The following is a 21,368-nucleotide window of genomic DNA, read 5'->3' on the forward strand; positions in this document are numbered from 1 at the left end:
AGCGTTCATCCTGAGCCAGGATCAAACTCTCCAATAAAGTTAGTTTGTCTAGCATCTAAAATAAAAATTGACGTTTCACGTTGTTTGTTTCGTTCAGTTTTCAAAGAACTAAAAGCGGGTGAAGAGAATCGAACTCTCGACCAGAGCTTGGAAGGCTCTTGTTTTACCACTAAACTACACCCGCGTGGTCGGGAAGACAGGATTTGAACCTGCGACCCCCTGGTCCCAAACCAGGTGCTCTACCAAGCTGAGCCACTTCCCGTAATTGGCGCGCCCGAGAGGAGTCGAACCCCTAACCTCTTGATCCGTAGTCAAACGCTCTATCCAATTGAGCTACGGGCGCTTATTCATGATGTTTTTTCGTCGTTGTATTTTGGCGACTCAATTATCTTATCATACTACATTTTTAAATGCAAGTACTTTTTTCAAAAGATTTTTGATGCGGCCGAGAGGACTTGAACCTCCACGGGGTTTCCCCCACTAGGCCCTCAACCTAGCGCGTCTGCCGTTCCGCCACGACCGCGCGGAAAAAACAAAAGTGAGCCATGAAGGACTCGAACCTTCGACCCTCTGATTAAAAGTCAGATGCTCTACCAACTGAGCTAATGGCTCGTAAATGGCTGGGCTAGCTGGATTCGAACCAGCGCATGACGGAGTCAAAGTCCGTTGCCTTACCGCTTGGCTATAGCCCATCGAAATACTTATCTTATTTTCAAAGACAAATGTTATTGTACCATAATGACCAATAAAAAACAACTGCCAATTAGCAGAAGTTAAAATGGCGGTCCCGACCGGGGTCGAACCGGCGATCTCCTGCGTGACAGGCAGGCATGTTAACCACTACACCACGGGACCATTTAATCTTTACATTAATATCATTTTACTTTTCATTATAATATTATGGTGGAGGATGACGGGATCGAACCGCCGACCCCCTGCTTGTAAGGCAGGTGCTCTCCCAGCTGAGCTAATCCTCCGAAGTGGTGACCCGTACGGGATTCGAACCCGTGTTACCGCCGTGAAAGGGCGGTGTCTTAACCACTTGACCAACGGGCCAATATGAATGGCAGAGAAGAAGGGATTCGAACCCTCGCACCGCGTTCGCGATCTACTCCCTTAGCAGGGGAGCCCCTTGAGCCACTTGGGTACTTCTCTGTATGGCTCCGCAGGTAGGACTCGAACCTACGACCGATCGGTTAACAGCCGATAGCTCTACCACTGAGCTACTGCGGAATAATAAAGACAATTTGTATCTTATAAAAATTCTTATCGTAAGTCAAGAGGTTTTTTCACAACATCTTGTACAAACGTGACATGTTTATAATATACTGGATTGCGTTTTCACTGTCAAGATGTTTTCTTTATCAAGATTAGTTTCCCTTTACACTTTCCGCAGACATATCTTTTTGTATTTATTTGACGCCTCCTTACATATTGAAGTGAGCATTCCATACATTCATACATATAAACCTTTTTGCCCTTCTCTTCATTTATCATTCGTTTACAAAAGCGTGGTGCATCAACTGCCTTTAATAATTCTCGAAAATCCTTATCCCGATGCTTATACCCTCTTCCCGCAATATGTAAGTGATAATGACAAAGTTCATGTTTAACAATCCCAACTAATTCTTCTTTCCCATACATTTCATAATATCGATAATTCAGTTCAATATTATGTGTATTCAACAGATAACGTCCACCAGTTGTACGCAACCTACTATTAAACATTGCTTTATGTAAAAACGGCATTCCGAAATATTGTAGTGATACTTCTTCCACTAGCCGCTGTATTTCTTGCTCATCCATTTTCATTCCTCCTAAACAAAAAAATATTTTTACACTTTTCTCCTCTCTTATACATATATTAAATAGTACATATACCCATCCTCATTCAAGAAGCGTGGTTTCTAAAAACATAGCAAAAATAGAAATCCACTCACCAACCTCTCATTAATAGTACTTTACATTTATGAGAGTAGGATTAAACAAGGAGGGATTCCTATGCCTACATGGCTCAAAAAACAAATGCAACGCGCATATTTTGAAAAAAACCGGTATCAAATTAAATTACTAAATGAATGCTGGTTTTATTATAGCAAAATACATCAAAGTTCCTAATCCATTACACGTTTTATCCTATAAAAAAAGAGCAGTTTCATCTGCTCTCTTCTCTTACTATTCAATCGGCAACATAGATAATGCAACGCGACCTTTTTTCGTATCAATATCATCTACCCATACTTTGACGATTTGTCCGACAGATACAACATCTAACGGATGCTTCACGTATTGTTTGCTTAGTTTAGAAATATGTACTAACCCATCTTGTTTCACACCTACATCAACGAAAGCACCGAAATCAACAACGTTACGAACTGTTCCTTCCAGTTCCATACCACGTTTTAAATCTTCTAATTTCAAAATCCCTTTTTTCAGAAGCGGTTTAGGCAACTCATCCCTCATGTCTCGCTCTGGACTAATGAGTGCATCTATAATATCGACTAATGTTGGCTCTCCAATTCCCGTTTCTTGCGACAACTTAGAAATCTCCACTTCTTCTAAACTCTTTTGTAATTGTGGTTGCCCTACGTCATCTTTTGATAAACCTAGACTCTTTAATAACAATTCAACATTTTTATATTGTTCTGGGTGAATACCTGTACGGTCTAACGGATTTGCCCCTTCTAATATACGTAAGAAACCTATACATTGTTCATATGTCTTCGCACCTAGACGTGGTATTTTCTTTAAGTCTGTTCGTTTTGTAAATTTCCCTTCTTCTTCACGCTTTGCTACAATATTTTTCGCAACAGTTTTTGATAAGCCTGAAACATATTGTAACAACGCAACTGAAGCTGTATTTACATTCACACCGACTTGGTTAACTGCTGTCTCTACTACAAACGTTAATGATTCATTTAATCTTTTTTGAGACACATCATGTTGATATTGTCCAACCCCAACTGATTTCGGATCAATCTTTACAAGTTCAGCAAGTGGGTCTTGCAGACGCCTACCAATAGAAACCGCACTTCTTTCTTCAACCTGTAAATCCGGGAATTCCTCACGTGCTAAATCAGAAGCCGAATACACACTCGCACCAGCTTCGTTTACAATAATATAGAAGACTTCTCGTTCCACATTTTGTAATACATCAACTATAAATTCTTCCGATTCTCTAGAAGCTGTACCATTCCCAATCGCAATCATTTCAACTTGATATTTATCTATAATAGAAAGAACTTTCGCTTTTGCATCTTCATATTTACGCACTGGTGGATGCGGATAAATAACATCAATATATAAAACTTTTCCCGTATCGTCTACGATAGCTAATTTACACCCCGTTCTATATGCAGGGTCTACAGCTAACACAACCTTTCCTTTCATCGGAGGTTGTAATAACAAATTACGTAAGTTCTCAGAGAAAATATGTATCGCTTGTTCCTCAGCTGTTTCTGTTAATTCTTTTCGAATCTCCCTTTCAATAGAGGGTTGAATTAATCGTTTATAACCATCCTCAATTGCTAACTTTACATACTGTGCACTTTTTGAATCGTTATCACGAATTACTTTCTTATATAAGAAAGTTACTATCTCATCTACTGGTGGAACAACAGAAACTCTCAATATATCTTCTTTCTCACCTCGATTCATCGCTAATACGCGATGCGGCACGACTTTCTGCAACGGTTCTTCATAACTGTAATACATTTCATATATATTTTTTTCATCTTTCTCTTCATCTTTTACAGCCGAGGACATAACACCTTTTCGAAAAGTAACATTCCGAATCCAACTACGATATGCCGCTTCATCTGAAACGATTTCTGCAATAATGTCTTGAGCACCTTGCAATGCTTCCTCTGCAGATTGCACTTCTTTCTCGGCATTTATAAACTCTATTGCCTTCTGATTCGGATCTTCTTTCGTATATAACAATAACCATTCAGCTAATGGCTCTAACCCTTTTTCTTTTGCAATCGTTGCTTTCGTTCTTCTCTTCTCTTTATACGGACGATATAAATCTTCTACTTCTTGCAACTTTGTAGCTTTCACAATTTGCTGATGTAATTCTCCTGTCAGTTTCCCCTTCTCATCAATAAGACGAAGAACCTCTTCTTTCCTATCTTCAAGCTGCATTATATATTGCCATCTCTCTAAAATTGTACGAATTTGCACTTCATCTAAAGAGCCTGTCCATTCTTTTCGGTAACGAGCAATAAATGGAACTGTGTTACCTTCTTCTGTTAATTGAATAACATGACGAACTTGCTTTTCGGTAAAGCCTAATTCCTTCACTAACATTTTCATTAACGCTTGTCGATTATCTACCATTTCCATATACAACCGTAACCTCCTCTATAATAAAAAAAGTTGCCCTTCAAAGAGAGCAACTTAAACTGCCGATTTAAAAATCTATTAGTCCTAAACTAATTTGTAGCGCTTCATCTACACGAATCATCATCACTTCATCTAAGTGAGTGATTTTGTCCGTTAAGCGCTGCTTATCGATTGTTCGAATCTGCTCAAGTAAAATAACAGAATCTCTCTCAAAACCGTACTTTTTCGCATCAATTTCCACATGAGTGGGTAATTTCGCTTTTTGAATCTGTGCAGTAATAGCCGCTACAATCACCGTTGGACTAAAACGATTTCCGATGTCATTTTGAATGACAAGAACCGGACGAACGCCTCCTTGCTCAGAACCAACAACTGGGGAAAGGTCTGCAAAATACACGTCGCCGCGTTTTACAATCAAAATATTACCCCCCGCTAACTAAGCGTTCTACTGTATGAGCTGCTTCATACTCTGCTAAGAAAGCTTCAGATGCAATACCAAGATTAATTTTTCCCATTTCAATGTACCCACGTCGCATTGATTCATGTTGGTAGCGTTTCTTCGTCTTATGTTGACGCAATAACAGTTGTGTTGCCTGGCAAATTAGTTCATGGCGATTCTTATTCTCTTGTTTTCCAATTCCGTCCAATTCCGTTACCATTTGCTTTGGCAACCGAACCACGATTTCAGTAGTTACACTTGATTCGGACACAAAAATACACCTCCACCGTCAACTACACACCCAAATATATATATGACACCTATTGTAATAATACCATTGTATGGAGCCTGTTGCAAAGACTTCCTTATTCCTTGCTTATGTTTTCCAATTCACAAACAAAACATTCATATTCTTTTATTTTTTATCTCATTACAACAAGAAACGGAAGAGTTTCCACGTTAAATTATGTTAAAAGTAATGATAAGTAAAAAGCTTCTCGTCAAAAAACGAACTTATTCTTAGCCAACGAAAAGTCCTCTCACATGACAAGAAGCAAATCATACTACCTTCTATATATCATTCAAATAATTGATTACTTCCACAACTTTACCGTTCCGTATAAATATTCTCGGCACACGGAAACTAATCGTTGTAATAATTTCATAATTAATAGTTCCTGAATATTCCGCAACCTCTGTAGCGCTAATATATTCATCTCCTTGCCTTCCGATGAGTGTAACTTTCGTACCAAGAGGCACTTTACAAGGAAGGTGTATCATAAATTGATCCATCGTTACTCGACCCACAATCGGTACCCTTTTACCATTTACAAGCACTTCAAATCCTTGTAATCTTCTAAGCCAGCCATCTGCATAACCAATTGCAACGGTCGCAATCCATTCTTCAGTTTTCGTTCGATAAGTGACGTTATAACTAATTCCATCCCCTTTAATCACCTGTTTAATATGAGCAACTTTCGTATGCAATGATAGCGCTGGTTCTAATTTAAGCGGTAAAAAAGGGCGTATTTCTACAGATGGAGATAACCCATACATCGCAATGCCAATTCGTACTGCATTAAATGTAATCCCTTGAAAACGTAGCGTTGCAGCACTATTAGCTGTATGAACAAACTTAGGATTCACTCCGAATTCTTTCAACCAACTTAACTGCTCCAAAAATGTGTTATATTGCTTATCAAAGTAAGAAGTCTCCACCTCATCTGCTGTTGCAAAATGTGTATAAACTCCTTCCAATTCTAAGAATGGTGCACCTTCTAAGCTTTTTAAAAATCCTTTTAATTCTTTACGTTCACGTATTCCAATTCTCCCCATACCACTATCGAAATTAATATGGTATTTCATCGTAGACGAACCATCCCAAAGTTTGATTGCTTCATCTACCCATTCCTTTTGAAAAACAGTTAATGCTACATCATTTTCAGCAGCTACATTTATATCACGAGGAGGAGAAGGACCTAACACTAAAATCGGCGCAGTAATACCAGCTCTTCGAAGCACTAAAGCTTCATCTAAGAACGCAACTGCTAACCTTGTCGCCCCCGCTTCTAATGCTGTTTTAGCCACCGGTACATAATCGTGCCCATATGCATTCCCTTTAACTACGGCAAAAATTTCTACACCACTCGGGATAAATTCTTTAATATGTGTAACGTTGTTATAAATGGCATCTAAATCCACTTCCACCCAAGTGTCACGGTAAAATGGTGCTTCTTCCATAAATACACTTCCTTATACACGATATGCGAAGCTTATTCTTTTATATGCTTCTTTTATGAAATCCACCCTTCAAACTAAGAAAAGACGTGGTGCACATATATCACCACGTCTAAGAAGTTACTTCACTTGCTTCTCTGTAACTGAACGAGCAACCATTAATAGCTCCTTCGGCTCTAAACCTTTAGACACGAGCATATATTCTACTCCGTTATGCGACCACGTTAAAGAGTCTTTCGTCAATGCTCCAATTGTAAAGCCAAGATCAACCAATTCTCCGCTCACACTTATTGCTGACGAAGCCTCTGCAACTTTTGCCTTTTCTTGTATTAAAGTAAAGGATTTCTTACTTCCAGTGTATGTGAGTATTGCACGCTTGCCACTGTCTGTCTTCAACTCTTTTTCATCTTTCAAAGTCATACCTTGTGGCGTATCACGTGGATATAAAATAGCAAACGGTTTGTCTTCTTTCGCTGTCGTTTGAACATCTACTTGCGCTCTAGACATATTTTGTTTCGTATCAAATGCACCTTTATCAAATTTCGCGTCGAATTTCACTTTAGAGAAATCTACTTTCACAAGAACATTTTGATCATTATCCATTAACTTCACCGAAACTGGCGTTAAATCACTTTTCTTCAACGTAATCTCTTGTCTCGGCAACATGTTTTGATGCTGATAGTTTGTTTTTGTTTTAAAAATATAATGCTTATCTGTTTTTTCAAAAGTAAGGTTTTTCTTATCCTGTAAAATATCTCTCACAAGAGATTCGTATAAATAAGCCTGGCTACTATTTTGCGGCCAATCACTTTGGAAACGGAAACTCTTATTAAGAGCTGGCGTTAATACAAATACTCCTTCTTCATTTCTTAAAATAATTTGACTTTGATCTTTTTTCGCATTCTGCAAATTCACACGATAAAAAGAAGGTTCCTTATGCCATATTTCTACCTTATACTCCTGAGGCTCATTCCCTGTTTTAATAGATAATTTCGCTTCAGCTTGATAGCTTTTCAACCCTTTTACTTTCGCCTCTAAATCTCTCACAACATCATCTTGTTTCTTCTCCATACAACCGGCCAACACAAAAACGGTTAATAAACCGACAAGAACTAAAAACAGACGCCTTTTCATCACTTCAGCCCCTTTGCCCCTATAAATGAATGGAAGATGTACCTTCCTTATCGCTACCACAAATATATGAGACAAAGATATAAAATATGCAGACTAGCGTGACGAGCTTTCTAAAACAACTTGAGCAACAGCAAATTCCTTACTGTGACTAATTGATAAATGAACAATATGCTCTGTACTTGTAATAAGAATCGGCTTGCCTCTATCATCATTTCTTACTTCAATATCTAAAAAACTCACTTCTTTCCCGATACCAGTCCCTACCGCTTTTGAATACGCCTCTTTCGCTGCAAATCTTCCAGCTACAAACTCTGTAAGGCGGCTTCCCTTCAGCCCCTTAGCAACATTACGTTCACTTTCAGTTAAAATACGTTCCATAAATTTAAGCTTTCCATCTATCATTTTTTCAATTCGATTCAATTCAATAATATCGATTCCAATCCCTACAATCATTTCAAAATCCCCTTCTTCTATTTAGCTTTCTTTTTTCATATTGTAAGAATAACAGAGAATCTTTCTGATGCAAAAGGAGTGATACTCACCATATGCTAATACCATCCGCCCGCATTTCCTTACAACCCATCACCATTGCTTTACTTCTCATACAATTAATCATGATTATATTAGGGGATTTTTCCCTCTTTCCTATGGCAGCTTCTAATGAATATATCGCTAAAGGAGAATGGTGGCGTCTCATAACTTCCCTGCTCGTACATGTAGACTTACAACATTTTCTTTCTAATAGTATTTGTTTATTCATGCTTGGCTCTTCTATTGAAAAACAACTAGGGCACTTTTCTTTCATCATTATTTTTTTCCTTTCTGGCATTCTCGGAAATATTTCGTCTTACCTTATTATGCCTCATGAATACATTCATGCCGGGGCATCTGGTGGCATTTTCGGATTGCTAGGTGCACAGTTATTTCTATTGTATAGCCGATATCGTTCTTCCAATCCAAGAGACATCGCTATTTTTTCAATTATGATATGTATATTACTACTATTCACTTTCTTCAATCCCTCTGCCAACCCTATCAGCCATTTAACAGGATTGATCATTGGTGGTATTTGCACCCCTTTATTAATAAAAAAACTCGATGGTGCAGAGCTCATTTAATATAAAAGCTCGCACCATCGACAATTTCCACATCTGTTTGTTCACTTAAATCTCTCATGAGTTGAAATAAAGACTCATCCTTCTTCTTCGCTTCAATCATACAATCAATTTGCGGAACACTTCCTTTTATCTTTTTTAAAAAAGATAAAAAAGTATCTACATTAATAAAGTCCGCATGTGCCCTTGGGTCTTTTCCCTCTCTAGGACTAGAAATGTGCATTTTCACCGGTAACAAAGACGATTCCCACGTATGTACAACACGCGCCCAATCTTCATGCCAATCTTCTCGATCATGATTCATCATATGATGATGTAAATCAAATACAACGGGAATGTCCAACTTTTCTCCTAAATATAATGTGTCCTCGAGCGTAAAAGTTGTATCATCATTTTCTAACATAATCATTTCCTGAATACCTCTTGGGACGTTAGACCAATTCTCTATAAAACGCTCTAATGCGAGCTCTTTATCTTTATATCCGCCCCCAACATGCATTACACATCGTTGCTTATGTTCAATTCCCATACCTTTTAATAATTTTCTATGCATTTGTAATGTCTTGACAGATTGTTTAAAAATATTCTCCTCGGGTGAATTAAGTACAACAAAATGATCTGGATGAAAATCAATACGCATATTCATTCGAATAGCGTAATCACCTAGCACTTTTAAATTTTCTTTTAAGGGACGAATGTAGTTCCACTCTAACAACTCCTCATGATTCGCTAAAGGAATCAACTTGGAACTAAGTCGAAAAAAGGATATATCATGGCCTTTGTTATGTTTTAATAACCGTAAGCAATTTTCCAAATTCGAATTAGCAATTCTTTCAAGTTTACGAATCGCCGCTTCCCGATCATCTATTTTTTGAAACTGCGCGTACGTCATCGTTTGAGATGGGGATGCGTTTTTCAAATGTACACTCATCGCAACATACCCAAGTCTTACAAGCATGTAGCACCTCATTTCTACACAAGTTATTATGTAGTATGTACAATTACAGAAATAAAAAAAGAGAATGCCGGAAAAGGGCATTCTCTTTTTTACTATTAAGCTTGTGGCTTACGGCTATGATGTTTTCTTTCGCCGCGTCCGTTTGAAGATCCTGGGCGACCTTGACCTTCTCCACGACGACCACGGTTGCCGCCATCACGATTGCGATCACGGTTACCGTCACGATTACGACCATCACGATTGCGGTCACGGTTACGACCATCGCCACCGCGTCCATCACGACTACGATTACGGTTACCATCACGGTATCCGCCTCCGTTACCGCCGCGTTTTTTAGAACCGCCACCTCTTGCAACAACTGGTGGTTCTGATGTTAAAGCGATTGGAGTTGTATCTGGCTCTTTTGTCATCATTTTTAAAGCAGCAGCTACTACTGTTACAGAGTCGTTCTCTTCTAACATTTCTTCCGCAATACGCTTGTAGTATGCTAAGTTTTCATTTTCAATTGTGTTTTGAAGTTTTTCAGCGATTAAACGTTGTTGACCTTCTAGTGCCTCGTCAAGTGTTGGTGCATCCATGCGGTCCATTTTACGTTTTGTTGTACGCTCGATATTTTTTAATTGTCCAGATTCACGTGGTGTTACAAATAGCATTGCAATACCTTTTTTACCTGCACGACCAGTACGGCCAATACGGTGAACGTATGATTCTGGATCTTGTGGAATATCGAAGTTGTATACGTGTGTTACACCTGAAATATCAAGACCACGTGCAGCAACGTCTGTTGCAACAAGAACTTCAATAGAACCTTCTTTGAACTTACGTAATACAGACATACGTTTCGCCTGAGTTAAATCACCATGGATACCTTCCGCAGCATAACCACGTAAATTTAATGCTTCTGATAATTCATCAACACGACGCTTTGTACGACCGAATACAATCGCAAGCTCTGGAGATTGAATGTCTAATAAGCGTGTCAATACATCAAACTTTTTCTTTTCTTGCACTTCTAAATAGAACTGCTGAATGTTTGGCATTGTTACTTCTTTTGCTTTTACTTTAATGTGTTGAGGCTCAGTCATGAAACGCTCAGCAATACGACGGATTGGATCCGGCATTGTCGCTGAGAATAGTAATGTTTGGTGTGTTTCTGGCACATCTGTTAAAATTGCTTCAATATCTTCAATGAAGCCCATGTTTAACATTTCATCCGCTTCGTCAAGAACAACTGTCTCTACGTTTTGTAAGCGAAGTGTTTTACGGTTAATATGATCTAAAATACGACCCGGCGTACCAACAATAATGTGTGGGTGTTTTTTTAGAGCACGAATTTGGCGGTTAATATCTTGACCACCGTAAATTGGTAAGATACGAACGCGTTTATGTTTACCAATTTTGTATAGCTCTTCTCCAACTTGAATTGCTAATTCACGCGTTGGTGCGATAACAATACCTTGAACCGATTCTTTATGTGTATCCACTTTATCTAATAGTGGTAATCCGAATGCTGCTGTTTTCCCTGTACCTGTTTGTGCTTGCCCAATAATATCCTTACCTTGCAATGCATGTGGAATTGTTTCAGCTTGAATTGGCGTAGCCTCTTCAAAGCCCATACTTTCAACAGATTGCAGTAAAGAATCACTTAATCCTAATTCTCGAAATGTTGTCAATGTTACTTCTCCTTTTCTATCCTATACTTATCATTTAAAAAAAGGCGTTTTCCGAATTTGCGGAAAAGCCCTTTTCCTGAATGCTCACGTATATAAACGGGCGTATATTCTTCACGAAAATACTTCTAAACGTTATTACACTTTATCAATTATAAGTTTTGTATGTGTAAAAAGCAAACCCAACTGTTACCTTATTTTCATATTCAGAGGTTTTTTCTTCACTTTTATTTTTTTATATTTACTGTAAGCGCTTATTATAAGTTTCTTCTTTTTTCGTTGCTATCATCCCTATTTATATACACCAATTATTTCAACATCGTAATTACTTCTTCCAATTTCATACCGCGAGATGCTTTTATTAATACAACATCTTTTGCATCGACTACTGCTTGCAACTCTTTTACTAACTCTTCTTTATTATCATAAGCCTTTACACGTTCGTTAGGGAAATTAATTTTCGCTCCTTCAGCAATTTGAGCCCCTAATTTACCATATGTGAACACATAGGAGATTTTTGCTGGATCGATTAATTTACCTACCTCATAATGAAACTGTACTTCTTGATCTCCAAGCTCTAACATATCGCCGAGAACAACAATTTTTTTAGAGAATCCATCTAAACCATTCATTAGGTGGAATGCTGCTTCCATAGCTGTTGGACTTGCATTATAAGCATCGTTGATAATTGTTAATCCACTATTTGTTTTTACAATTTCCATACGCATGCCTGTCATTTGAAGTGTTACTAAACCTTCTTTCATCTCTTCCCACGTTACACCAAAATGTTTCGCAATTGCCATAGAAGCAAGCGTATTATACACATTGTGTTTCCCTAATACCGGTAGATAGAATGAAATATTTTCTTCTCTATTCATTTTAAAGTGTGTCCCAGTTGCTTGTAACGTTACAGTCGTTGGATAGTAATCATTTGCTCTAGCATCACCAAACGTAACTGTTTCAGCTATTAAATTCATTTCAGGAACACGATTCGTTAATAATGGCTCATCTCCGTTATATACGAACACTCCACCTTCTTGTAATCCTGTCACAATTTCTAATTTCGCTTCAGCAATTGCCTCGCGAGAGCCTAAGTCCATTAAATGCGCTTCACCAATGTTCGTAATGATAGCTGCATTTGGACGAGCTAACTTAGATAAGAATTCAATTTCCCCACGGCTTGACATTCCCATTTCTAATACAGCTACTTCTGTATTTTCTTCTAAGTTTAAAATAGTAAGAGGTAGCCCGATATGATTATTGAAGTTTCCTTCTGTTTTTTGAACTTTGAATTTAGTCGCAAGAAGACTTGTTACAATATCTTTTGTAGATGTTTTACCGTTACTACCTGTCACACCAATCACTTTAACATCCAATTGGTCGCGATAGTTTTTTGCTAACATTTGTAATGCTGATAGCGTGTCTTCTACAAAAATAACCGGAAGATTCTCAGGTGGATTTGCTACATCTTTCATCCATAATGTCGCCACAGCTCCATTTTCAACAGCTTTATCTACAAAAGCATGTCCATCGAAACGTTCACCTTGAATCGGAACATATAAGTTTCCTTTTTCGATTTTTCTCGTATCAATAGACACTCCTTGTATAGTAATTCCCTCATACTGCTCTGCTAATCCCGTACCATTTGTCATTTGTTCTACTTGTTTTAACGTTCGATTTATCATAAAAACACTCCTTACATAGAGGAAGCACTATTCCTTCGAATAGTGCCTCCTCCTTTTTTTGTTAGATTGTATATTTAATTTTTTGTTTTTCTTCGTGACGCTCCATTGCTAAACGAATTAGCTCTTCAATTAATTCTGGATACGGTAATCCAGTATGTTGCCATAGTAGAGGGAACATACTAAACGGCGTAAATCCTGGCATCGTATTCACTTCGTTAATGTATACTTCTCCATCTTTCGTTAAGAAGAAATCAGCTCGCGTTAAGCCAGCACCATCTAACGATTGGAATGCAACAATCGCATCTCGCTTAATAACATTAGACTCTTCTTCTGTCATTTCAGCTGGAATAATTAACGCTGTATCACCATCGATGTATTTCGACTTATAATCATAGAAGTCTTTTTTAGGTACGATTTCACCTACAACTGAACATTTCGGTTCATCATTACCTAGTACACCAACTTCTACTTCACGTCCAACGATATTTTCTTCCACAATAATTTTACGGTCAAATTGGAATGCCTCTTCAAATGCATTCTCAAGTTCTTCACGATTTTTACACTTATTAATCCCAACACTTGAACCAAGGTTTGCTGGTTTTACGAAGCAAGGGTAACCTAATACTTCTTCTACTTTTTCATATGCTGTTTCACGATCTTTTTCCCATGCACTACGAATAAATGATGCATATTTTGCTTGTTTCAATCCAGCTTCTGCAAAGATGTTTTTCATAACAACTTTATCCATACCAGCAGCAGATGCTAGAACACCATTTCCTACATAAGGAATATTCATTAATTCTAATAATCCTTGTACCGTTCCATCTTCACCATTTGGTCCATGTAGTAATGGGAAAATAACGTCGATAGCATTTTCCTCAGCATTTGCAGATGGAATGATTTCTGTGCTTAATGATAGCGGAGAAATCGCATTTTCTGCACCGCTCATTTTTAGAACTTCAACATCTGTTACTTCACCTTCAATACGCTCACCGCGTACCCATTGACCTTGTTCTGTAATATAAATTGGATGAATCTCGAATTTATCTTGATTTAATGCTTTAATAGCAGCAAGAGCCGTTTGTAGCGAAACTTGATGCTCAGCTGATTTTCCACCATATAATAAACCTAATTTAATTTTTGTCACTGAAATCACCCTAACCAATTGTTTTCATTTTTCTATTTTAGCACTTTTTATAAAAATAGGTAGTTCCTATTTGAAATAAAATGCAACTTCCACAAATAATTAAATGACACCACTTATTAGTTTTCTATACTTTTTCCACTTAAATTTCTTCATAAATATATAAAGTGAAACTTTAATCAGTGGGGGGCTTCATCCCCTACTAATTATTAGTTGAACCAATCGGACTTTTATGGGCAGTTGATCCCCCACCTAAATTCCTTGCTTTCGCTGAATTTTGAGGTGAGGGTCTTACTGCCCATTAAAGTGGGATAAAATTGCAACCCAATCTAGTTATGTACCTAAAATATGTAGAAATCCCTGTTTTGTGTATGTCATCTAATTATTAAGAAGATTGTTTGGTTAGCGTGCCTTTTTGCCTTTGTTCAACGAGACGATCTAAAGAAATATATACAACACCTGCAACTACACATCCTATAGCTAAAATTGTAAATAGGAAGTGACCAAGTAATCGATCTAATAAAAACCCCCCAAGAAGTGGACCAAATGCATTTCCTGTAATCCACTGCAAACTTGCAGCCCCCATATAAGTCCCTCTTAAATGCTCAGGGGCCAAATTCGCTACAAACGTCATCTGTACAGGCGACATAATCATCTCGCCTAATGTATATATGGCATACACAAACAGTAACGTTATTAAAATAATTGTAGCATTCGTATCTAATCCTCCAAACCACTTCGGTAACCAACCTATAAAAAACAAACCTATCCCGAACAAACATGCACCATATAACATCGTCTTTCCGACAGGTTTATCTGTGGCCCATTTTGAAATTTGAAATTGGAACAACACAACTAATAGTCCGTTTAACGCCATTAAATATGGGTATGGATTGTTAGTTCCAAAAATATCTTTCATTTCATTATCAAAGTGCAATGGCAACATACCTTCTGTTTGAGAAAATCCCATCGAAATAATGATACCTGCTAATAAATAAATCATGAGTGCCTTATCTCGCAATACAACTTTCCACACCACTCCTGATTCCTTTTCTTTATCCTCTTCCTCATTCGCAATCTTTGGCATTGTCTCTTGAATAAGAACGAATACAAGCAATGCATAGAATAACATCGTAGACGAGGCAATAATAAACACAAGGTTCTTCGACAACATAACTACTGAAGCCCCCATTATCGGGCCAATTGCAGCACCTATATTATGCCCCATCCGCAACAAACCATATGCTTCTGTTCTTTTTTCTGGCACTGTTACATCCGCAACCATCGCTGATGCAGCTGGATGAAATAGCGAATTACTTAACCCTAAAAAAATTGATAAAATCGCATACGGAATAAATCCTTCTATAAATAAAAAACCGAGCATTAATAATGCATTACTCACCATCGAAAATATCATAATCGGCTTTCTTCCATATATATCAGCGATTCTTCCCCCTATAATGGATCCAAAACTCGCAGCAATTGGAGAAAGCGCCATAATAACTCCAACCTGTAATAACGAATCTACCTTATCTTTTAAATATAATGCAAAGAAAGGCATCAACATCATCATTGCAATTCCATTTAACGTCTCACCAATAAACCGAATCCATACGTTACGGTCCATCTCCCTTAATTCACGCCACGTATTCTTCATCATTTCACCCCTTTAGTTCACCAACAATTATCTTATAATAGATTCAGAAAAATGTAAATTTTCAAATAAAAAAATCCATTCCAACAGAATTAGAATGGATTTTCCTACTTATAAATTTGCTACATCGTCTTCGTCTTTACTATTATTTAAAGCACTATGTTTTCGGCTATATAAAAAGTAAACCGCAATACCAATAACCATCCATACGCCAAAACTAATCCAAGCCGTTCCGGATAATTGAAGCATTAAGTATAAACAAAAAATTACTGTTAACGCTGGTAAAAATGGTACAAGCGGCGCCTTAAATGATCTTGGTAAATCAGGATGAGTTCTTCTCATTACAATAACAGCAACAGCTACAAGTGCAAAGGCTGATAAAGTCCCCATATTTACAAGATGCGCTAATACATTTAAATCTATTAATCCTGAAATAAGTGCTGCAATAATTCCTGTTGTCCACGTATTTAAAAACGGTGTTTTAAATTTAGGGTGAACTTTAGCAAGACGCTTCGGCAATAACCCATCTCTACTCATTGCATACGAAACACGTACTTGCCCATACATCATAACTAACATTACTGTTGTGATCCCTGTAATTGCCCCTACCGAAATGACTCCTGCTAAACTATCTTGTCCAATAAATTGAAGTGCAAAAGCGACTGGATCTGATATATTTAACTGTCCGTATGGAACAATCCCTGTCAAAATAAGCGAAACAACAATATAAAGAGCTGTACAAATTAATAAAGATGCAATAATACCAATTGGTAAATCACGTTGTGGACGTTTCACTTCTTCTGCTGCCGTTGAAACTGCATCAAACCCTATAAATGCAAAGAACACTGTAGCAGCTCCAGCCATTACACCATCTAAGCCAAATGGCATAAAAGGCGTCCAGTTTTCAGGTTTCACATAATTAAAACCAGCAAAGATAAAAATAAGAACAACCGCTAGTTTAATAAATACCATAATATTATTTACACGTGCACTTTCACGAACACCCCTAGATAAAAGAACCGTCATCACTAAAATAATTAGAACGGCAGGTAAATCAATTATTCCACCCTTTCCTGTACCAGGAGCTGAGGAAAGGATGATAGGAATATGAATTCCAAATCCCTTTAATAAAGATTGGAAGTACGCGGACCAACCATTTGCCACAGCAGAGGTTGCAAGTAAATACTCAAGCATTAAGTCCCATCCAATTAAAAATGCGAATACTTCTCCCATCGTCGCATATGTGTACGTGTACACACTGCCTGAGACAGGAACTGAAGAAGCAAATTCAGCATAACAAAATGCAGCAAAGGCACATGCTAACGCGGCTATCGCAAATGATAATATAATAGCTGGTCCAGAATGTTTCGCTGCTACCACGCCCGTTAGAACAAAAATACCCGTTCCAACAATTGCCCCGATTCCAAGCATCGTTAAATCTAGTGCGCCCAATGTTCTTGCTAACGTCTTTTGTTTACTCTCTTGCATTAACTTTGCAATAGGCTTCTTTTGAAAAATTTGCTTCATAGCATGCTCCTCCAAGTTTTAAATTTTCTGAAAATTTTTAATTCGCTTTTTTATTTTACTCATAGTACTTTCCCCAGTCAATACTTTTGTCGAAATAAGTAGAAACTCTTATGAATATGCACGATTTTTATCATTCTTTCTATATATCTTTCTATAACTTTCTTTGGTATTATTATACATGTCGATTCCATGAAAGAGGCATGCTCCGTTATTGAGCATGCCTCTTTTTACTTATTTCACAGTATATGATCCCTCTTCAATCCAGCTATACATATATTTTTCATCTTCTGTTTCATGTGCTTGTTTTACAATACGAAGCGGACGGAATGTATCTATCATAACAGCTAATTCAAGCGTTTCTTTTTTCCCTATACTCGCCTCTGTTTTCCCAGGATGTGGCCCATGAGGAATGCCGCTCGGATGAAGTGTAATAGACCCTTCCTCCACACCTTTTCGGCTCATAAAGTTACCTTCTACGTAGTACAGTACTTCATCACTATTCACGTTACTATGATAATACGGGGCCGGAATAGATTCTGGATGATAGTCGTATAAACGTGGTACGAAAGAGCAAATAACGAAATTGTGACCCTCGAACGTTTGATGTACTGGAGGTGGCTGATGAATACGACCTGTAATTGGTTCAAAGTCCTCTACATTAAAGACCCACGGATATAAATAGCCATCCCATCCAACTACATCTAACGGATGGTGTCCTAAAACATGTTTATGCATATACCCTCGCGACTTTGTCATTACGACAAACTCACCTTTTTCATCATACGTCTCTAATTTTTCCGGGCCACGAATATCTCTCTCACAAAACGGACTATGCTCTAACAATTGTCCATACTCATTGCGATAGCGACGCGGTGTTGTAATTTGGCTATTCGCCTCTACAACAAGAAACTTAGTCTCTCCTTCATCAGGAATAACACGATAAATCGTTCCAATTGGGATTGTTACATAATCGCCTTTTCGATAGTGAATCGTTCCAAACATCGTTTCAATTTTCCCTGTTCCGTAATGAACAAATAACATTTCATCGCCATCACCATTACGGTAGAAATAGTCCATTTTTTCTGTTGGAGTCACTACTCCAATTAATAAATCCTCATTCCCAAGCATAAAGTTTCTTCCGCTTACTGCATCGCCAGTTTTTTTATTTTCTTTCGTGCGAAAATGACGATGAGCAAGAGCTACATCTTCTTCATACTGCAACTGACAAGAATGAGATAATGCCGCATGCCCTACTTCCGTTGGCATATAATGATGGTACAAAATAGATTGCGTACCAGAAAAACCTTTTGTTCCCATTACCTGCTCACGATAAAGCGATCCATCTTTTTTACGGAATTGTACATGTCGTTTATGAGGTAGCTCCCCCATGTGACGATAAAACATGCCCATCACCTGCTTCCCGTTCTATTTTGACCGTATTACGTAACGTACCTAAACCAGTAATCGTAAGTTCTACCACATCACCATCTTGTAGCCACTCTTCTGTACCCAGTTCTAAAATACAACCTGTTCCTACTGTTCCAGAACCAATTACATCGCCTGGGTATAGCGTAACGTCTTCCGAAGCACGTTCAATCATTTCAGCAAATGTATAGTAAATATCTCGAAAGTTCCCTTTTGATAATAGCTTTCCATTTACATGAGCAGTCATCTCTAACTCATAACGGTCACCATTACGATAAATATCTAGTTCCTCTTTCGTAACAAGGTACGCTCCTAATGAAGTTGCAAAATCTTTTCCTTTTGCTGGACCAAGTCCTACCTTCATTTCTGTTGCTTGTAAGTCCCTTGCACTCCAATCATTCATAATACAATAACCAAAAATATATTCCTCTGCTTGTTCACGAGAAATATTTCTTCCTTCTTTCCCAATTACGCAAGCAATCTCTAACTCATAATCAAGTTTTTTAGATTTCTTCGGACTAATTACAACATCATCTGGACCAATTACAGCACGATGGTTCGTAAAATAAAAAACCGGGATATCGTACCATTCAGGTACAACATCTAACCCTCTTCGGCTACGTGCCGTTTTTACGTGCTGTTCAAACGCGTAAAAATCCCGCATACTACTCGGATTAGGAATTGCCGCTGCTAATTGTACTTCTTCTAAGGAATATATGCCCTTTTCCGGATTCTTAATATTACGCAACACTTCTACATACTCATCCGCTTTCTCTAAAAAGGCGAACATAGAAGAAGGTAATTTCCCACCACTAGCAAGATTCATATCAATTACCTTGCCACCTTCAAGCCATCCAGCTCGCATTTCTTTCGAAGGAAGACGAAATGTAACGAATTTCATCCTGATTCCTCCCTATGAAAATGAAATTTCCACCAACAAAGGAGTTTTTGCTGGTGGATATAAATTTTATAAATTTCCGCGACGCTCTTGTTCTCTTTCAATCGATTCGAATAACGCTTTAAAGTTTCCTTCTCCAAATCCGCGAGAACCTTTACGTTGAATGATTTCAATAAATAAAGTTGGACGATCTACAATTGGTTTCGTAAAAATTTGTAGTAAATAGCCTTCATCATCGCGATCTACTAAAATCTTTAATTCTTTTAACTTATCAATTTCTTCATCAATTTTTCCAACTCGTGCAGTTAATTCATCGTAATAAGTATCTGGTGTATCTAAAAACTCCACACCATTTGCACGAAGCGCTTCTACTGTTTTAACAATGTCATTTGTTAGTAAAGCAAGATGTTGTACACCTGCTCCATTGTAGAATTCTAGATATTCTTGAATTTGTGATTTTCGCTTTCCATCTGCTGGTTCGTTAATAGGGAACTTAATACGACTTCCATTTGTCATAACCTTCGACATTAATGCTGAATACTCTGTACTGATATCATCATCATCAAAATGGATCATTTGTTTAAAGCCCATAACGTTCTCGTAATAACTAACCCACTCTTCCATCTTTTCAACATTACCAACTACATGGTCTACAGCAATTAAACCTGACTCTTCAAATGGAATATCAAACTCAGCCTTTTGGAATCCTGGCATAAATGTCCCTTTATAATTTTTACGCTCTACAAGCGTATGAATTGTATCACCATACGTACCAATAACTGCTTTTTTCAATGTACCGTTCTCATCTGTTAACTCTACAGGCGGAGCAATTGCGACGGCACCACGTTTCACCGCTTCTGAGTATGCTTTATCAACATCGTCAACAAGTAATGCCACATCTTTCACGCCATCACCATGAGTCTTTACAAACTCTGCAATACGATTGTCACTACTTAAAGCCCCAGACACAACGAAACGCATATTTTTTTGCACAAGAACATAAGATACTTTTTCACGGTTACCAGTTTCTAATCCAGAGTAAGCCACAATTTTGAATCCGAATGCTCTCGCAAGATAATAACTTGATTGCTTTGCATTTCCTACGTAAAACTCCAAATGATCTACATCACGTACTGGAAAAAAGTCCTCCATTTGTGCAGCTAGCGTATCCATAGATTTTTGTTTCATAAAATCCTCATCCCCCTGTAAATAGATTAAATGGTTCATACTTAAAACCAACCGAAAACGCTTCCAACATCAATCAATAGAAATTAGTTAGCAAGCTAACAAATTCTGACCTTTAAAATTTTCTATCTTTTCTGTCAAATTCCTCTTTTTTTCTTACATATAAAATTCGACTTTTTTCTCTTTAAAATATAGAGGGGCTATTCATACTTGAAGGGATATATAGAAGAAAAATAAAAAAGACCCCAACATATTAATTACTTACTAATATGCTAGAGTCTTTATTTTTTTTGAATGATTGTATTTATATGTCTCATACTAATACTTTTGCAAGGAATAGAATAAATGATGTTAATACTACCGCTCCACCTAATGATCCTAATAAATCTGTTTTTGTTACTTGTAACACTTGTTCACTGTTCATATTCCTCATTCTCCTTTCGTTTTGTATAA

The 21,368-nt window shown here is 37.6% G+C and carries 19 protein-coding genes and 11 tRNA genes; 2 read left to right on the forward strand and 28 right to left on the reverse strand.

The window, feature by feature from the left end:
• Window positions 1–113: 113 nt before the first annotated feature.
• From ACTFSI_RS23465 to ACTFSI_RS23520, 12 genes are all read right to left on the reverse strand, one after another.
• Window positions 114–184, reverse strand: a tRNA-Gly gene (locus tag ACTFSI_RS23465).
• Between the two features lies 1 nt (window position 185).
• Window positions 186–262 (reverse strand) — tRNA-Pro (locus ACTFSI_RS23470).
• 4 nt (window positions 263–266) lie between these two features.
• Window positions 267–343, reverse strand: a tRNA-Arg gene (locus tag ACTFSI_RS23475).
• Between the two features lie 97 nt (window positions 344–440).
• Window positions 441–523 (reverse strand) — tRNA-Leu (locus ACTFSI_RS23480).
• Window positions 524–539: 16 nt separating this feature from the next.
• Window positions 540–612, reverse strand: a tRNA-Lys gene (locus ACTFSI_RS23485).
• A 5-nt stretch (window positions 613–617) separates the two neighbouring features.
• Window positions 618–692: transfer RNA gene (locus tag ACTFSI_RS23490), tRNA-Gln, on the reverse strand.
• An 87-nt stretch (window positions 693–779) separates the two neighbouring features.
• Window positions 780–855: transfer RNA gene (locus tag ACTFSI_RS23495), tRNA-Asp, on the reverse strand.
• A 46-nt stretch (window positions 856–901) separates the two neighbouring features.
• Window positions 902–977 (reverse strand) — tRNA-Val (locus ACTFSI_RS23500).
• 4 nt (window positions 978–981) lie between these two features.
• A tRNA-Glu gene (locus tag ACTFSI_RS23505) sits at window positions 982–1,056 on the reverse strand.
• Window positions 1,057–1,064: 8 nt separating this feature from the next.
• Window positions 1,065–1,155 (reverse strand) — tRNA-Ser (locus ACTFSI_RS23510).
• Between the two features lie 3 nt (window positions 1,156–1,158).
• Window positions 1,159–1,233: transfer RNA gene (locus ACTFSI_RS23515), tRNA-Asn, on the reverse strand.
• 114 nt (window positions 1,234–1,347) lie between these two features.
• Window positions 1,348–1,806 carry a SprT family protein gene (locus ACTFSI_RS23520; RefSeq protein ID WP_000344246.1) on the reverse strand — a complete coding sequence of 153 codons (459 nt, stop codon included), beginning with the start codon at window positions 1,804–1,806 and terminating at the stop codon, window positions 1,348–1,350.
• 195 nt (window positions 1,807–2,001) lie between these two features.
• On the opposite strand from ACTFSI_RS23520, the gene cmpA reads away from it, so the two are divergent.
• The gene (gene cmpA / locus ACTFSI_RS23525) at window positions 2,002–2,118 is read left to right on the forward strand and encodes a cortex morphogenetic protein CmpA (protein WP_001143642.1); all 117 of its coding nucleotides are present in this window, start codon (window positions 2,002–2,004) and stop codon (window positions 2,116–2,118) included.
• A gap of 57 nt (window positions 2,119–2,175) precedes the next feature.
• On the opposite strand, the gene ACTFSI_RS23530 is transcribed toward cmpA, so the two are convergent.
• The 6 genes from ACTFSI_RS23530 to acpS all read right to left on the reverse strand — a co-directional run bounded on the left by ACTFSI_RS23530 (window position 2,176) and on the right by acpS (window position 8,107).
• A complete protein-coding gene (locus tag ACTFSI_RS23530; protein WP_000426219.1) occupies window positions 2,176–4,344 on the reverse strand; it encodes a Tex family protein in 2,169 nt (722 codons plus the stop codon).
• A gap of 67 nt (window positions 4,345–4,411) precedes the next feature.
• Window positions 4,412–4,762 (reverse strand): type II toxin-antitoxin system endoribonuclease NdoA, encoded by a 351-nt coding sequence (gene ndoA, locus ACTFSI_RS23535; protein ID WP_000635963.1) that lies wholly within the window; start codon window positions 4,760–4,762, stop codon window positions 4,412–4,414.
• Window positions 4,763–4,766: 4 nt separating this feature from the next.
• Window positions 4,767–5,054, reverse strand: coding sequence for an antitoxin EndoAI (locus tag ACTFSI_RS23540; RefSeq protein WP_000004570.1), 288 nt, complete (start codon window positions 5,052–5,054; stop codon window positions 4,767–4,769).
• 299 nt (window positions 5,055–5,353) lie between these two features.
• A complete protein-coding gene (gene alr, locus ACTFSI_RS23545; protein WP_000390609.1) occupies window positions 5,354–6,523 on the reverse strand; it encodes an alanine racemase in 1,170 nt (389 codons plus the stop codon).
• A gap of 117 nt (window positions 6,524–6,640) precedes the next feature.
• Window positions 6,641–7,591 carry a LolA family protein gene (locus ACTFSI_RS23550; RefSeq protein WP_025388382.1) on the reverse strand — a complete coding sequence of 317 codons (951 nt, stop codon included), beginning with the start codon at window positions 7,589–7,591 and terminating at the stop codon, window positions 6,641–6,643.
• Window positions 7,592–7,747: 156 nt separating this feature from the next.
• Window positions 7,748–8,107 (reverse strand): holo-ACP synthase, encoded by a 360-nt coding sequence (gene acpS / locus ACTFSI_RS23555; protein WP_000635037.1) that lies wholly within the window; start codon window positions 8,105–8,107, stop codon window positions 7,748–7,750.
• Window positions 8,108–8,199: 92 nt separating this feature from the next.
• Here acpS and ACTFSI_RS23560 point away from each other — a divergent pair, with 92 nt between their 5' ends.
• Window positions 8,200–8,772, forward strand: coding sequence for a rhomboid family intramembrane serine protease (locus ACTFSI_RS23560; RefSeq protein WP_000906920.1), 573 nt, complete (start codon window positions 8,200–8,202; stop codon window positions 8,770–8,772).
• Here ACTFSI_RS23560 and uvsE read toward each other — a convergent pair.
• From uvsE to ACTFSI_RS23610, 10 genes are all read right to left on the reverse strand, one after another.
• Window positions 8,765–9,727, reverse strand: coding sequence for a UV DNA damage repair endonuclease UvsE (gene uvsE, locus ACTFSI_RS23565; RefSeq protein WP_000961156.1), 963 nt, complete (start codon window positions 9,725–9,727; stop codon window positions 8,765–8,767). The two genes, ACTFSI_RS23560 and uvsE, sit on opposite strands and share 8 nt — an antisense overlap.
• 95 nt (window positions 9,728–9,822) lie before the next feature.
• Window positions 9,823–11,400, reverse strand: coding sequence for a DEAD/DEAH box helicase (locus tag ACTFSI_RS23570; RefSeq protein ID WP_000206582.1), 1,578 nt, complete (start codon window positions 11,398–11,400; stop codon window positions 9,823–9,825).
• A 305-nt stretch (window positions 11,401–11,705) separates the two neighbouring features.
• Entirely contained in the window at window positions 11,706–13,082 is a 1,377-nt protein-coding gene (gene murF, locus ACTFSI_RS23575) for a UDP-N-acetylmuramoyl-tripeptide--D-alanyl-D-alanine ligase (protein ID WP_000610682.1), read from the reverse strand.
• A gap of 61 nt (window positions 13,083–13,143) precedes the next feature.
• A complete protein-coding gene (locus tag ACTFSI_RS23580; RefSeq protein ID WP_000161443.1) occupies window positions 13,144–14,229 on the reverse strand; it encodes a D-alanine--D-alanine ligase in 1,086 nt (361 codons plus the stop codon).
• 382 nt (window positions 14,230–14,611) lie between these two features.
• Window positions 14,612–15,883, reverse strand: coding sequence for an MDR family MFS transporter (locus tag ACTFSI_RS23585; RefSeq protein ID WP_138322551.1), 1,272 nt, complete (start codon window positions 15,881–15,883; stop codon window positions 14,612–14,614).
• 108 nt (window positions 15,884–15,991) lie between these two features.
• Window positions 15,992–17,407, reverse strand: a complete 1,416-nt coding sequence (locus tag ACTFSI_RS23590; protein WP_138322552.1) for an amino acid permease — start codon at window positions 17,405–17,407, stop codon at window positions 15,992–15,994.
• A 231-nt stretch (window positions 17,408–17,638) separates the two neighbouring features.
• Complete coding sequence (locus ACTFSI_RS23595) at window positions 17,639–18,811, reverse strand: homogentisate 1,2-dioxygenase (protein ID WP_000499913.1); 1,173 nt, start codon at window positions 18,809–18,811, stop codon at window positions 17,639–17,641.
• Window positions 18,777–19,733, reverse strand: a complete 957-nt coding sequence (locus ACTFSI_RS23600; protein WP_138322553.1) for a fumarylacetoacetate hydrolase family protein — start codon at window positions 19,731–19,733, stop codon at window positions 18,777–18,779. The genes ACTFSI_RS23595 and ACTFSI_RS23600 overlap by 35 nt, the downstream gene beginning before the upstream one ends.
• 66 nt (window positions 19,734–19,799) lie before the next feature.
• Window positions 19,800–20,918 carry a 4-hydroxyphenylpyruvate dioxygenase gene (gene hppD, locus ACTFSI_RS23605; RefSeq protein ID WP_000810913.1) on the reverse strand — a complete coding sequence of 373 codons (1,119 nt, stop codon included), beginning with the start codon at window positions 20,916–20,918 and terminating at the stop codon, window positions 19,800–19,802.
• Between the two features lie 310 nt (window positions 20,919–21,228).
• Window positions 21,229–21,348 (reverse strand): DUF3948 family protein, encoded by a 120-nt coding sequence (locus ACTFSI_RS23610; RefSeq protein ID WP_001984893.1) that lies wholly within the window; start codon window positions 21,346–21,348, stop codon window positions 21,229–21,231.
• Window positions 21,349–21,368: the final 20 nt, after the last annotated feature.

The sequence above is a fragment of the Bacillus cereus group sp. MYBK101-2 genome (assembly GCF_051918845.1).
Taxonomy (GTDB): domain Bacteria; phylum Bacillota; class Bacilli; order Bacillales; family Bacillaceae_G; genus Bacillus_A; species Bacillus_A paranthracis.

Bases quoted from the DNA above. Each gene is read 5' to 3' on its own strand.
- ACTFSI_RS23595 (WP_000499913.1), bottom strand. From the start codon at position 18,811: ATGTTTTATCGTCACATGGGGGAGCTACCTCATAAACGACATGTACAA.
- alr (WP_000390609.1), bottom strand. From the start codon at position 6,523: ATGGAAGAAGCACCATTTTACCGTGACACTTGGGTGGAAGTGGATTTA.
- murF (WP_000610682.1), bottom strand. From the start codon at position 13,082: ATGATAAATCGAACGTTAAAACAAGTAGAACAAATGACAAATGGTACG.
- ACTFSI_RS23550 (WP_025388382.1), bottom strand. From the start codon at position 7,591: ATGGAGAAGAAACAAGATGATGTTGTGAGAGATTTAGAGGCGAAAGTA.
- hppD (WP_000810913.1), bottom strand. From the start codon at position 20,918: ATGAAACAAAAATCTATGGATACGCTAGCTGCACAAATGGAGGACTTT.
- uvsE (WP_000961156.1), bottom strand. From the start codon at position 9,727: ATGCTTGTAAGACTTGGGTATGTTGCGATGAGTGTACATTTGAAAAAC.
- ACTFSI_RS23520 (WP_000344246.1), bottom strand. From the start codon at position 1,806: ATGGATGAGCAAGAAATACAGCGGCTAGTGGAAGAAGTATCACTACAA.
- ACTFSI_RS23585 (WP_138322551.1), bottom strand. From the start codon at position 15,883: ATGAAGAATACGTGGCGTGAATTAAGGGAGATGGACCGTAACGTATGG.
- cmpA (WP_001143642.1), top strand. From the start codon at position 2,002: ATGCCTACATGGCTCAAAAAACAAATGCAACGCGCATATTTTGAAAAA.
- acpS (WP_000635037.1), bottom strand. From the start codon at position 8,107: ATGATTGTAGGGATTGGAATCGATATTATTGAATTGAATCGAATTGAA.
- ACTFSI_RS23560 (WP_000906920.1), top strand. From the start codon at position 8,200: ATGCTAATACCATCCGCCCGCATTTCCTTACAACCCATCACCATTGCT.
- ACTFSI_RS23610 (WP_001984893.1), bottom strand. From the start codon at position 21,348: ATGAGGAATATGAACAGTGAACAAGTGTTACAAGTAACAAAAACAGAT.
- ACTFSI_RS23530 (WP_000426219.1), bottom strand. From the start codon at position 4,344: ATGGAAATGGTAGATAATCGACAAGCGTTAATGAAAATGTTAGTGAAG.
- ACTFSI_RS23590 (WP_138322552.1), bottom strand. From the start codon at position 17,407: ATGAAGCAAATTTTTCAAAAGAAGCCTATTGCAAAGTTAATGCAAGAG.
- ACTFSI_RS23600 (WP_138322553.1), bottom strand. From the start codon at position 19,733: ATGAAATTCGTTACATTTCGTCTTCCTTCGAAAGAAATGCGAGCTGGA.